The organism is Paenibacillus terrae HPL-003 (assembly GCF_000235585.1).
GTDB lineage: Bacteria > Bacillota > Bacilli > Paenibacillales > Paenibacillaceae > Paenibacillus > Paenibacillus terrae_B.
Window position 1 is genome coordinate 4,471,256 of sequence record NC_016641.1, and the last position, 15,233, is coordinate 4,486,488.

Sequence of the window (15,233 nt, forward strand, 5' to 3'; positions counted from 1 at the left end):
CCAATCCATGTAGAAAGTAGGAAATCTCATGACAGCACATATTCATGACAACACCAGAATCGGGCAGGTTTCATTAAAGGTTAGTAATTTGGAGCGCTCTATTCAATTTTATACCGAGGTTGTTGGCTTCCAACTGCTGCGTCAAACGTCGGATACCGCTGAATTGACAGTCGACGGAAAGCATCCGCTGTTAACCCTTAAGTTTATTGAAAATGCAGTTATTCTTCCGCGCCAATCCGCAGCCGGATTATACCACTTTGCTATTCTTGTGCCGAACCGCGTTGCTCTGGGCCTGTCTCTGCGTAACCTGCTTGTTCATGAGATCGAAATCGGGCAGGGGGACCATGATGTAAGTGAAGCTCTGTATATCCATGATCCCGATAATAACGGGATTGAGATCTATGCGGATCGTCCTCGTGATCAGTGGAAGAAAGATGGAAATGGATATTACATTATGGGTACAGATCCTGTGGATGCAGAAGGCTTGGTCGCCATTTCCGAAAATTTACCTTGGCAGGGGCTGTCTGAAGGAACGGTAATTGGACACGTTCATTTCCATGTGTCTAATTTGCTCAAGGCGCAGCAATTTTATTGCGATGTGCTCGGTTTTGACATTACATGCCGCTATGGCTCGTCAGCTTTGTTCGTATCCGCAGGTGGTTACCATCACCACATGGGCTTGAATATTTGGGCAGGGGAAGGAGCGCTCCCAGCTCCCGAGCATGCTGCAGGCCTGAATTATTTTGAGCTGATTGTGCCGAATCAAAAGGCACTGGAGGCCGTTGTCGCCCGTTTGACTGAGGCAGGATATGGTGTGGAGGAACGCGATGGTGCCAAGTACGTAGCTGATCCGTTCCGCATTCATATCAAACTGGTTACCGACGGCCAAGCCGTTTAACATATCTGGAAAGTAAAAGAAGAGGGTATTCCCGTAAGCCGTATAGGCTGGGAATACCCTCTTATTCGTGAACTAAAACAAGCTCCAATCCAAATCCCGCGACATGGTCTCCAGCAAATGTACACCCGCTGTACTGTTGCCCATGCGGTTCAGAGAAGGTCCGACCAGTCCAATGCCATATCGTCCAGGCACCATCGTCATAATGCTGCCAGACACGCCACTTTTGGCGGGCAGCCCGACTTGAATGGCAAATTCTCCAGATGCGTCATACATGCCGCATGTGGTCATAAAGGTTTTAGCGATCTGTACATAGCGGCGGGGAATCAGTGGTACACCCGTGACCGGATCACGTCCATTGTAGGCTAATACGAGTCCCATACGCGCCAAATCTGTACAGTTCAATTTTACAGCGCAATGTCTGAAGTAAACCTCCAGCACGTCCTCAACATGTCCGCGCAGAATTCCCTTTTCCATCAGAAAGTAGGCAAGGGAACGGTTCAAATGGCCTGTAGCAGATTCCGAATCGTAGACATCCTGGTCATATTCCAGCGTGTCATTACGGGTAAGTAGACGGAAAAATTGCAGGACACGGGCAAACTTCTCTTCGGGACTGTTTCCACGAATCAAAGAGGACACGGCGATGGCTCCTGCATTAATAAGCGGATTAAACGGGATGCCCGGCTCGACCAGCTCCAGCTTCAGCATGGAATTAAAACGGTCTCCGGTAGGCTCCATACCGACCTTGGAGAAGACAACATCTTCGCCATTATCCATCAAGGCCAAAATAAGCGTGAATACCTTCGAGATGCTTTGCATCGTAAAGCTTATTTCGGTATCTCCGGCTACCAGAGTCTCGCCGGTTCCGTTCATCACGACAACACCCAGCGCGTCGGCCGGGGCTTTGGACAATTCGGGAATATACGCTGCCACCTTACCATGAATATACTGATGACGGCTTTGTTCCACCCATTCCGGCAGTTTGGTCTGTAGTCTCTGCCACTCCGATGTCATTTCTTTTCCTCCAGTCGAGTAACCATCCTGTGGTATTGTTATTGTAGAGCAAGATGTGATAGCTATACGCCTATTCTAAGGATTTTTCTGGTTGAAAGACAAGCTTTACTTGATTAGATGAAAGGGGATAGTTGATTTGTCATCTGATGTCATTTCTTTTCCTTCAGTCGAATACCCATCCTGTAGTATCGTGATTGTAGACAAGATCTAGTTAGCTGTACGCTATTCTAAAGATATTGTCTACCTAAATTTCACCCCCTTTGTTCTTCATTCGCTTTATCCCAACTATTTATCCAGAAATCACTTCTACGTTTCCGCACACACTCTCTTCCTACATCATGCCATGTGAAAACTTCTAGGTGGATTACAGAGCAAGTCCTAACATAAATGATCTTTAAAATGAGAAGGAGATGAAGTTGAGCATGCTTCACAATCCGATAGTGGACTACCCGCAGGAAAAAACGATTCATCAGTTATTTGAGGAGCAGGTTGAGTGCACACCGGAGCAAGTGGCAGTCGTATTCGGGGACAAGCACTTAACGTATGTTGAGCTGAACAGACAGGCCAACAAACTGGCACGAGTTTTGCGGGCCAAAGGAGTACAAGCAGACAAGCCCGTCGGGATTATAGCCGAACGCTCGCTGGAGATGATCGTTGGGATTTTCGGGATTTTAAAAGCTGGGGGAGCCTATGTACCGATTGATCCGGAGTACCCCAACGAACGTGTACACTACATGCTGATGGATTCGGGCGCAAAGCTCCTGCTTACCCGGCTGCAAATCCACAAACAAGTGGAGTTCGACGGTCTTGTACTGGATTTGACGGACAATTGTAACTACGGAGAAGAAACAGGGAATCTCACACCAATTCATGGCTCAGATTCGCTAGCTTGCATCATGTATACGTCCGGCTCTACGGGCGAGCCCAAAGGCAACCTGACGATGCACTACAACATCATCCGTGTTGTCAAGGAGACGAATTACATCCGATTCGCCGCAAAAGATCGGGTATTACAATTGTCCAGTTTTTCGTTCGATGGTTCTACCTTTGACATTTACGGGGCTCTGCTGAACGGAGGCACCCTCGTTCTGACCTCACGCGATCAGATATTGAATGCACATGAGTTATCGAGTGTACTGCGGACACAGCAGATCACGAAATGTTTCATGACGACAGCACTTTTTAATGCATTGGTGGATATTGATCCCGAGTGCTTTGCAACACTCGAAACATTGCTGTTCGGCGGTGAAAAGGTATCGGTCAGCCATGTGCGTAGAGCGTTTGCTCGTCTAGGTCCCGGACGTTTAGTTCATGTCTACGGACCGACGGAGAGCACTGTATTTGCTACCTATTATCGGATTGATCGTTTGGATGAGGATGCCAATAACGTACCGATCGGTAAACCAATCAGTCATACGTCTGTTTACGTCATGGATCTTGACCAGGATCCTCTGCCGACAGGAGTTGCAGGTGAACTGTGCATTGCCGGCGATGGATTAGTCAGAGGTTATCTGAATCGTCCAGAGCTGACAGAAGAGAAGTTTATCCAGTCTTCACTGGTACCTGGAGGCAGGTTGTACCGGACTGGAGATTTGGTAAAACAGCAAGCGGACGGAAATATCGAATATCTCGGACGGATCGACAGTCAAGTCAAAATACGGGGTTACCGAATCGAGCCTGGCGAAGTAGAGTCACATCTATTAAAAGTGAAGGATATACAAGAAGCCGCTGTTATCGCGCGTGAAGACGAGGCCGGACAGAAGCAGTTGGGAGCGTACTTCATAGCGACCAAAAAGCTGGCGGTAGGCGAAATTAAAAATGCTCTCTCTGAAAAACTGCCGAATCACATGATTCCGTCCTATTTTATGCAATTAGAGCGGATGCCACTGACGCTGAATGGAAAGCTGGATCGCAAGGCATTGTTGGCCCTTGAAGGAAAAATGCATACTGGAGTAGAATACGTGTCCCCTGAGCCAGGATTGGAAGCCAAACTGATGCAAATCTGGCAGGATGTGCTGGGCGTTCAGGATATCAGTGTTTTGGACAGCTTCTTCGACCTCGGTGGGCATTCTATTCATGCACTTACGTTGATGTCAAGAATGGAACGGGCAGGGGTTTATGCCACTTTAACGGACATTTACCACTATAAAACGATCCGGGAGCTCACTGCTTATCTCCATTCAGCTCAGCATGGGGAAGGGGCTAAGAAACAAAAAGGCCTTATAGAAACGAAACAAGAATTGATTTCTTGGTTGCATCAGGAAACAGACGGTGTCTACGAACTGGTACAGTATCAGGTGAAGAATTTTCTTCACGAAGTCAGAAATATCCAGGTGCTTTACTGCAATACTGTGGATGTGGATCAGGTTAACAACATCATACGGATCATGGACGGGAAAGTCGCTAAAGAGCTGTTGCCGCACTACATTGTACCTCTGCATCAAAGAGTTGAAATGGATGATCTATATTGGACCATTGATGAAGAGGTATTTTGCCAGCGTCTGGGCCTGAAAAGCGTGGATGCAGATAAGGTGGGAAGCATCCTTATGCAGCTGGAAGATGATTATTTGAAAAGAGATCAATGGGTTAAAACGGGGCAAGTGGCACAAGAATATCCGTTGAGCGGAATTCAACAGATGCAAATCTCGTTTAATACACCGCCGAGTGTAGGCATGTTTAGGCTGGATGAGTATGTGAGTTATGATTTTTTAGATCAGGCTTACGTTCAATTTGTACAATGTCAAGGATTGCTGAGAAGCGTTCCTGTCCAGGAAGATGAATGGACTTATTGGAAGGAATACGTAGTTCCTACGGCTGGTTGGCCAAAACTTAGCATAATCGACGTTTCGGATTGTAATCCATGTGGTCTCTTTATGGAGATGATAAATGATTACATTGCGAACACCCGATACGCTGGAGGGCATACTTTGTATCACATGCTTGTACTGAAACTAAATCTGCGTGAACATCATGTAATAACGCTCTATCATCATGCCATATGTGATCGGGTGACATCAGAAGTAGCCGAGCGACAGGTAATGTCTTACTACAGGAGCCTGCTTGAAAATCAATCGCCGCCTTCGGACGAAGTAAAGCCATATGTGGAGTATGTTAAACAAATTCAAAGTGGCCCGAAAGGAATCACGGAACAAGAATTGATATCGGCCTTTGACCTGAAAGTGTTCCAACAAAGCAAAAAGGACACTTTGCAAAGCTTGAAGCTCAAAACGAGTAAGGAAGCCTACCTGTTTAACGTGAACATCCCGACTAAGAACCCATCTTTGGAAGTTGCGCTTTCTGTCTATACAAGGGGTTTGCAAACCTATTTAGGTATAGATAAGCTGCCGCTATTATTTTTATATGATGGAAGAAGGTACGAGACGGCGGCGTACTATAATACGGTTGGTGAATTTATAGATTTTGTACCTATGTTAATGGATACGAAGCTGAATCAGGATGAGATGCTGAAGTCTGTCAGAAACAGGCTTGGTTTATTAAAGTGCAATACTATCAATTTTATGAATCTTCTTACTAGTCCTGCTTACAAAATCAAGTGGGAGCTGACAAGAGAACTTGTACAGCTTGGAAAGCAGTATGAGCAGCTAGATCTGTTTATGTTTAACTATTTAGGGAATAGCACCAAAGCAGGTTTGGAGTACGGCAATTACGACGACACCGTTATCAAACAACCGAACCCGCTGCCGATCTATTCACTTTTCAACTGTATCGCTTCTTCTTATACAGGCGGCTTCATGTTCTCTCTGCGATGCAGTTACCAGATCGACGTTGAGGAAGTTAGGGCTGCTTTTCATCAAGCTGCTGGTACAGTTTACGGGATAGAGGGGGTTCAGTAAGTGAATGTTATAGACAACAACCGGCGTTACTTTTCTTTATTACCAAATCAAACTGGAAACGCTGGACAGCCCGACGATCTAGTATTCCACAAAATCCATTTGGGGAAAAAACGGATCAAGGCGATCACGGAATTTATATATCAGCAGCAGCTAGATATGCCTTCTTTAGTAACAGCCGTATGGTCCGTACTTCTATCCCATTACGCCAATCAATATGATGTGCCTGTTCTGTATTCAGTGATATCAGACAAAGAGGGGAATGAATGTCGACTGGATTATCCGCTTTTCATCAATATTCAGGAAGAAGATCATCTTCTCCATTTGATGCAAAAGGTAAAAATGGAATGGGACAATCGCAAAGGAACCAGCGATACATGGAATAAAGTACTTTCGCAGCAAGCTGAAGTAGACCCTCAATCGGGGAATGATCCGGATTTTTTCAATGTCAACATCGTAGAAATGCATGGAAACTGCCCGCTCCCGAATACGAATGTGTTAATTCCTTTAAACGGCATAGATCAGACGGGGATTGCACTCTGCTATCGTTATGGCCCGGATATACTGGAGTGCGGGATAACGTATGATGGCATACACTTCGGTAAAAGGCAGATAGCTAGGCTCGCAGGCCATTTTCGGATACTGCTGACGAAAGCGCTTAATCTCCCGGAAAAACAGATACTATTTCATTCCATGCTAACTGTGAGAGAGTGGAAGCAAATAAACCAATGGAATGATACGAAACAAGCGTATTCTTCCCATAAAACCGTGGTTCAATTGGTAGAGGAGCAGGCTGCCAGAACGCCCGACGCGCTCGCATTGGAGTTTGGGGAGCAGAAGCTGACCTACTCGGAGTTAAATCAACGGGCAAACCAAATTAGCCGTGTGATTTTGGAGTCGTATCCGACACAGAAGCATAGCGTTTTGCCGCCAGGCACGTTGGTTGCCATCGTCATGGACAGAAGTTCAGATGTGATACCGTCCATGTTGGGGGTTATGAAGGCGGGAGCGGCTTATCTTCCGATAGATCCCCAATATCCCGAGGAACGGATTCAATTTATTTTGGAAGATGCCCAGGCTAAAATGATTATTACACATAGCAAATTAGCCCCTTGGCTGAAACCATGGGTTTCCCAAATTGGTGTGGAAGCACATTCGCTTATTTGTGTAGATGAATGCTTTTCGAATCTCAACGGCTCTATTGAAAATTTGAACATTCGGGTTGAACAGAATGATCTGGCCTATGTCATCTATACGTCCGGCTCCACTGGAAATCCGAAGGGAACCCTCATCGAACACGCCGGACTGGTCACATTGATCCCTTACCTTATCGAGAAGTTTGGTATGACCCCAGATACGAGAGTTATGCAATTCGCCTCTATCAGTTTCGACGCTTCGGTCTACGAGTGGATCGGAACGTTAACGATAGGAGGGACGCTTGTGGTGCTGTCGAATGAGGAGCTGCCTCCTTATGCGGATATTTCGGACATTCTTGAGGAGAAAAACATTCACATTGCCATGCTGACGCCGTCTGTGCTGAGAACGATGAAACAAAGAGACTTGCCTCAACTGCGTACGATCGTATCCGGGGGAGAGCCTTGTACGCCGGATATTGTGGACTACTGGGGAAGAGGACGACTATTTGTGAATGCTTATGGACCGACAGAAGTGACGGTCATTTGTTCCGCTTCACCATGCAAGCCAGGGGAAGAAATTACGATCGGCAAGCCTGTCTATAACAAACGACTGTTTGTATTGAATCCATTTGGCAATCCTGTCCCGGTCGGTGTTCCGGGTGAACTATGGGTGGGTGGCGTAGGGCTTGCCAGAGGTTACCTAAATCGTGAGGAGCTGACCAAGGAACGCTTCGTTAACAAAGATATTGTGATGGAGAGCGAGCAATTACTACGGAATGAGCGGTTATATAAAACCGGAGACATCGTGAAATGGACATCGGGCGGTGAACTGGTATTTATCGGTCGCAGTGATGATCAGGTAAAGATCAGAGGCTATCGCATCGAACTGGGAGAAATAGAACATCGGCTTCGCCAGCATCCCGACATCGGTCAATGTGTTGTCCGAGCCTGGAAGGACGGATCTTACCAGAAACTGGTGGCTTACTATACTACCGAAAAAAAGCTAAAAGAGGCCGAACTGTCTCAGTACTTGACCTCCGTTTTACCGACTTATATGGTTCCTTCTTATTTTTTTCATCTGGATGAGTTTCCTTTGAATGCAAACGGCAAACTTGACCGCAAGGCTCTTCCAGATCCAAACGCAACCTTATCTCTCTCCTCAGAAGAAGTTGCGGAAGCAGGGAAGGACTGCTTCGAAAAAGCTCTGCTTCTGATTTGGCGGCAAATATTAAGACGAGTAGATATCGGCGTTAATGATCATTTCTATGCAGTTGGGGGAGATTCAATTCTTGCCATTCAGACAGTGTCCATGGCCAGGGATCACGGTATCATAGTTACTCCAAGACAAGTTGCGGAACATCCGACCATTAAGGATCTGGCTACCGTGGTCGCTTGGGCAGACAGCGAGAAGAAGGATGATCGTGCCATCGATTTGTCGGGTGAATTTGGTCTGACACCGATACAGCACTGGTTTTTCGAGCAACAGTTCGAAGAACCACATTATTTCAACCAATCCCAGCTGTTTTTACTGCGTGATCTCAATCTCGAAAAAATGGAAGCAGCCGTCAACCAATTGATCCGGCTACATCCTGAGCTTTCGATGGAGATCTTAACAGGGAAGCACGCGTATTCCCAGCGCTATCGCACGGATACCGCCGTTCGACTTGCAGTCCACACCATTCAGCAGACCGATCGTCCTGAACCGGAAATTTCAAGCATATGCGATAAATGGAACAGACAACTGAATTATGAGACGGGCAACATGATTTGTGCAGGAATAATCCAAGGCCATTCCGACGGTAAAGCCCGTCTGTTTATAACGATTCATCATCTGGTAATCGACGGAGTTTCCTGGAGAATTTTACTTCAGGAATTGTATCAATTGTATCAAGGTTCCGAGTTGCCTCCTGTTTCAAATCCGTTCAAAAAGTGGCAGTCCGTAATGATGAATTATGCCAAAAATGAAGATACTCTAAGTCATATAGATTACTGGAAAAAAGCGCAGCTCCAAAATGCAGCATTTGTGCTGCCGGTAGACCATTGCGCGGATAATAGAACGAGCGGCGAATCTTCGGAGCTTGTTACAATGCTTTCTGCAAGCGATACGCAGCTACTTTTGCAGCATTGCTCCCAAGCTTATCATACCCAGATCAACGACCTGCTGCTTACGGCCTGGTCGCTGGCGCTCTCCGGTTGGACCGAACAGGAGACGGTTGTATTTAGGCTGGAGGGGCATGGACGTGAGCACTGTGTATCCGATATGGATCTGACAAGAACAATTGGTTGGTTCACCTCGATGTTTCCGGTATGCATCCGGATTACGGACACTCACTCCTTGGGAGTGACGATCAAATCCGTCAAAGAGCAGTTACGTCGCATCCCTCACCGCGGCATGTCATATGGTGCTTTGCGATACTGCCATCCGAACGAGGAAATTCGTTCCGAATTAACAGCTTCCGAGCCGCAGGCTTTATTCAATTATTTGGGCCAATTCGATCAGGCGAATACGGGCGGGCTGAACGAGTGGTTAAGTTTCACACGTGATGCCGCACAGGATCATAGTTCGCCGCTGAATCATGGAACAAGTCTTTTGGAACTCAATTGTTCCATCGTTCACGGACAACTGCATTTGTTTATGAAATACAGCAGACATCACTATGAAGAAGCGACCATTACTCAATTGACAGATGATTTCGTATCCCGCCTGCTTGCCATTATTGAACACTGTAGCCGGACAGAACAAGAAGAGTTTACACCAAGTGATTTTCCATGGGTTTCATTGAGACAATATTCGCTGGATCAGATCGTAAACACATATCATCTGCAATACGGTCTGGATAAAATGATGTATCTAAGTCCGTTACAGGAAGGTCTGCTATTCCATTATTTAGATCATCCATCTTCCGATCAATACTTCGTACAGGTTAGCTGGAAATATCACGGCAGGCTGGAGGTAAACCGTTACCAGGAAGCATGGAGCCACGTCATTGCTGAAAATGATTGCTTGCGGACATGTTACGTTTGGGAAGAATTGGACAAGCCCATACAATGTGTCCTTCGAAAAGTAGAATTGGATTGGACGTTTTTGGATTTTGGAGCAGAGTCTCCAGATCGACAACAGAAGGATATCGAACGATGGCTGACGTCAGATCGTAATCGGCGTTTCGATCTGCATCAGCCTGCGTACCGCATAACACTAATTCAGACTACCCCAGAGGAATGGACGATGATTTGGAGTTACCACCATATTTTGCTGGACGGTTGGAGCCTGCCGCTGCTGCTGAATCGGGTTCATGAAATCTATGATTGCAGTTTAAAAGGCATGGTGCCGCAGCATAGCCTGTCCTGCTCTTTTGAGACTTACATTCGTTGGCTGAACAATAAAGATCGAACGGAAGCTGAGTCATTCTGGAAAGATTATTTGTCCAACCTAACGGAGTCAACCCTCCTGCCGATGGGGAAGAGAGGCATGCTTCCTGATGTGCATCTACCGATTGAGAAGCAACAGATTGAGACCATTCATATCGATTCAAGCATGACCAAGCGCATCGCGGCATTTGTACAACAATCGCAAATTTCATTAAACACCTTGGTGCAGTTCGCTTGGGGGAAAGTACTGCAAGTCTATCATGATGCAGATGTAACTGTATTTGGTATGATCGTGTCTGGTAGAGGATCCGATCTGTCAAAAGCGGACCACATCACGGGCCTGTTGATCAATACGCTTCCTCTGGTTATGTATTGGAATGTGGAACAGACCATTACCGAATATGTTAAGGAGCTTCACCAAACTATTCAAAAGCTGAACGATTACTGCTATGTGAGCCTGAACGAACTGAAGGGCTGGAGTGCCATCCAAGGCCATACATTGTTTCACAGTATCGTCGCATTCGAAAATTATATGAACGACTATCGGCAGCCAGAAAATGAATTGAAAATGTCAGCTATGGGGGAGCATGAGAAAACCAATTACCCGATGACAATCACCATTGCGAACGACGGAGAACGGATTATGATCAAGTTGATTTATGATGCTGATCGATTGAATCAAGAAACGGTTCGCCGACTGTCAGAGCATTTGCTAAATGCCTTGCAATATGCGCTGGAATATCCAGATCGCGCGGTTGGAGACGTTTGTTTAATGGACAAGGGTGAATATGATCGAGTCGTCTACGATTGGAACAATACGTATACAGAATACCCTAGGGAGAGTTCCATTGTTGACTTGTTCCATGAACAAGCGAAGCTACGGCCTTCACAGCCCGCTGTAATTGGGCACAACCAGGTAATGTCTTACCACGCCCTCAACCAAATGTCCCAGTGCATGGCCAATAAGCTAACGGATGATACCGACAGTCATGGGAAGTTTATCGGGGTTTACTTGCCGCGCTCTCTCGAATTCATTGTCTCCATCCTGGCGATCATGAAAGCGGGATGTGCCTATGTTCCCATAGATCCCGATTTTCCGGCAGAAAGAACGCGCGAATTGATCAAGGATGCCAGACTGGACACCATCATCACCTCGCAGAAAGGGGCAGAAAGTATCTCGGAAGCCTGTAAGGGAATCCGTTTAAAACTGATTTATACGGAGCATTTTGACCAGTCTGGAGTTGTACCACAAGAAGAGAAGGAGAACATGAATGCTCCCAGCGACCTTGCTTACCTGATGTATACATCAGGCTCGACGGGAAAACCCAAAGGCGTGATGGTAGAACATCGCAATGTCGTCCGTTTGGTCAAAAACACCAGCTACTTCCCGTTTTCCTCTGACATCAGGTTGCTCTATACAGGTTCGCCCGTTTTTGACGCTTCCACGTTTGAAATTTGGGGGACGTTGTTGAATGGAGGCCGTTTATTTGTTGTTTCAAAAGAAGATCTATTGAACGTTCGCCTGCTGGAGCAACGGATGAAAGAGTGGGAAATTAATGCACTATGGCTTAGCTCCGCATTGTGTAATCAATGGATTGAAGAAAATGAAACGATGTTTGCTGGACTCAAGTGGCTGATCGTAGGTGGAGAAGTTTTGTCGGTTAAGCATATAAACCGTGTCCGGCTCGACTATCCGACACTTTCGATCCTCAACGTATACGGTCCAACGGAGAACACCACATTTTCGACGAGCTACCGAATCGAAGAGCCTTTTGAGCAGGATATACCCATTGGCAAACCCATTAGTAATTCAACTTGTTATATTCTGGACAAACGGGGCTGTGTTCAGCCTGTCGGGGCAGTCGGGGAATTATATGTGGGAGGAGACGGGGTTGCAAGGGGGTATTGGCAGCAAAACCAGCTGACACAGCAAGCGTTTACTCCAAATCCATATACTTCTGCCAAAGATCGTGAAAGAGGAGTAAATCTAGTTCTCTACCGCACAGGAGATCGGGCGAGATGGTTGCCAGACGGTAATATCGAATATATTGGACGGGTTGACGATCAGGTGAAGCTTCGTGGCTATCGAATCGAACCCGGAGAAGTCGAGTTCCGTCTTGGCGGCTACCCTGTCGTGAAAGATTGTCTGGTCGTTGCCCGCGAGATTCACGGGGATATGCGGCTGATCGCTTACTATACAGCGGAAGAGGAAGAGCGGGAGGAACAGCTTCATACTTTTATGGCTGACGGTCTTCCCTCCTATATGCTACCCTCTCGTTACGTTTGGCTGAAGACGTTCCCATTAACAGCCAACGGGAAAATCGATCGCAAAAAGCTTCCTTTGCCAGAAATCCATAGGGGCGATAAACAAGCAAATTCTGGACCAAAAACCGAATTGGAACAAATAATAGAAGAGATTTGGAGCAGGGTTCTGAAGCTTGATCACATCCGCAAGGATGAAGACTTTCACGCGTTGGGAGGACATTCGCTTTCTGCGTTGCGTATAGCCAGCCTGCTGCAAAAAAATGGTTATCCGGTTACAGTCAACCAGGTATTTCGCGAGCAGACCATCGAACGCTTGGCCCTTTCATTGAGCAGGGGAGTGGCGGATACAGCCACTGTTCTTAGTCCGAATATGGATCTCCCAACTATTCAGTCTACAACAAAAGTATACCCGGATGGTGGATTTCCGCTGTCTGCCGTACAAAAACGTTTTTTTCAAAGAGATCTGGCGAATCGCAACATGTTTAATGTGCCTTACGTGGCTCTGCTCAAGGAATATATTCCCAGAGAATTGCTGAACGCTTCGCTGGAGGTACTATTGAACAAACATGCAGCCCTACGGCTGTCATTTGCTCAACTGGATCATGATGAATGGTATCAGTATGAGCAGAAAATGAGTGTGAAACAGGTTGTTTCTTACGTGCATCTGCAAGCGATCCCGGGATCACATGATGCCTACATTTCGGAATACTGCTCGAACGCTCAGCATGGATTTGACATCAAGGACGGCCCTTTATGGAAGGTAGTACTGTTTGATCACTATTGCGAAGAGAGACGGCAGGTGATATTGCTCCTGTTTCATCATTTGATTTTTGACGGCTTATCGATGAACATTTTTTTAGAAGATTTGAGACAACTTCTCTTGCCGGGAATGGGGAGTGATTTGGCGTTACATGGGGAGGAGGAATGCAGTTATCGGGATTGGTGCACGGCGTTGACACAATATGCGGCGAGAGACGTTTCTTCTAAAGCATCAATCTATTGGAGAAAGGTTGTAGAAGGTGGTGAGTCTTTTCGGGTCGACAGGGATTCGGAGATCCAGCCTCTTCATTGCCACATGACAACAATAACGAAAGATTTGCTTGAAGGAGAGGAACATATTAGCCTTTTAAAAGCATTGGCTGTGAAGCAGCATACTACACCGCTTAGCATGATACTAACAGCATTGTCACAGGCTTGCTACCAATTGAAAAAGCAATCCGATTTGCTGCTGCATGTGATGTCTTATCAACGCGAGTCTTTTTTGCCGGGGGTTATGATTGATCGTACGATCGGTTTTTTTGCTGGAGCTTATCCTATTCGAATCCAGATCCCCGCAGAGGAGCAGTTAAAAAATCGGGGAATTATTCCTGAACAAGTCAGACACACGTTACAGCATATCCCATCTGAAGGACTGGATTACTTTATTTTACGGTATATGATACAGGGTACTAATCCCAATATAGAGCCACTAAAAGACGAAACACACATGCTTTTCCATTACCAATCAGAGGAAATGAATGGGCTAGCCGACGATTTTTATGAGCCTTTGGCTGTTCCTTTCGGAAATACCAATGCGGCCGACAATCCCTCCGCCTACTGGTTAAATATGACGGCAAGCTTAAAACACGACAGATTAAGTTTAACCTGCTATTACAGCTCACTTCACTATGAAGAGCAGACCATCGCCGAGCTTGTACGTTTAATTTCCGGACATCTTTGCCGCAGCATCAATGTTCATCCTTACATTACGATAGTAGAGGGGAGCTTCCGGTCATGAAAATATACGAATTTTGCCCTTTTTTTAATGAAAATCGGGTTGCGGGTATTAAAATAAAAGAAAATGACCGCTGGATTGACGAGCTACATGTAGTGGAAGCTAACAAGACTTTCAGTTATTTAGATAAGCCACGCAACTTCAACTCAAATTATCTTGGCCCGAAGGTGATTCATCATCCATTTCATGCCGATGATCTGTTTCGCGAACCTGTGAAGCATCAATTGTACTTTGATGTGAATACCTGTGGTGCGGATAACTTTGACCGTTGGTATTGGCGTCTGCTCAGCTACAACAGTGCATTTCATAATGAGGCTTGTCAAAGAAACAGGAGTACCTCTATCTTGCGGGATAGGGTCGAGGATGATGATGTGATCATTCTGGCTGACTTCGATGAGATCATTGATAGCCGGATGGCAGACCGGATTATTGCGGAAGTGAAGAAACACCAGATTATTACGCTCAAAATGCACTATTCCGTATTCTTTCTGAACCTTTTTTGCCAATCTAATCACGGTGCTCCTCATTGGAGCTATCGCGTGTTCGCGATGACGGGTCGTTACTTCAAAAGTATGCCTTTCTCAGCGGACTATCTCAGGAAGAAGGGGATTGCCGAAGCGTTGTATCATGACATCTATTGCTTGGACGAACCAGCCGGATTCCATCATTCATGGCTTGAATATCAGAAAACTGCGCTTCCCAAGTTGCAGGCATTTGCCGCCAATGTAGAGGATAAAAGTATATTGAATGCAGATTATATTGATCAATGCTTAAACGATAAAAAACTGTACTATATCGATACCGAACTTTATATTGACAACTCAAAATCGTTTTTGAGCAGTCTACAGGAACTTGAAACAGATGATCTTTGGTATAAGTAAAGAAAGCTTTACTTAGCCGTCCGAGAAACCCAGTCTATACAAGACCCA

General features: G+C 46.0%; 5 protein-coding genes. 4 read left to right on the forward strand and 1 reads right to left on the reverse strand.

Annotated features, from left to right (window positions below; genetic code table 11):
• Nucleotides 1–28 precede the first annotated feature (28 nt).
• Nucleotides 29–898 (forward strand): VOC family protein, encoded by an 870-nt coding sequence (locus HPL003_RS20145; RefSeq protein WP_014281593.1) that lies wholly within the window; start codon nucleotides 29–31, stop codon nucleotides 896–898.
• Nucleotides 899–970: 72 nt separating this feature from the next.
• Here HPL003_RS20145 and glsA read toward each other — a convergent pair whose 3' ends face one another.
• Nucleotides 971–1,909: a glutaminase A gene (glsA, locus tag HPL003_RS20150; RefSeq protein ID WP_014281594.1), complete on the reverse strand. Its 939-nt coding sequence runs from the start codon at nucleotides 1,907–1,909 to the stop codon at nucleotides 971–973.
• A gap of 422 nt (nucleotides 1,910–2,331) precedes the next feature.
• Here glsA and HPL003_RS20155 point away from each other — a divergent pair, with 422 nt between their 5' ends.
• From HPL003_RS20155 to HPL003_RS20165, 3 genes are read left to right on the forward strand one after another with little or no spacing between them, the layout of a single operon-like run.
• Nucleotides 2,332–5,763, forward strand: a complete 3,432-nt coding sequence (locus HPL003_RS20155; RefSeq protein ID WP_014281595.1) for a non-ribosomal peptide synthetase — start codon at nucleotides 2,332–2,334, stop codon at nucleotides 5,761–5,763.
• Entirely contained in the window at nucleotides 5,764–14,307 is an 8,544-nt protein-coding gene (locus HPL003_RS20160; protein ID WP_014281596.1) for a non-ribosomal peptide synthetase, read from the forward strand.
• A complete protein-coding gene (locus HPL003_RS20165) occupies nucleotides 14,304–15,185 on the forward strand; it encodes a glycosyltransferase family 17 protein (protein WP_014281597.1) in 882 nt (293 codons plus the stop codon). The genes HPL003_RS20160 and HPL003_RS20165 overlap by 4 nt, the downstream gene beginning before the upstream one ends.
• Nucleotides 15,186–15,233: the final 48 nt, after the last annotated feature.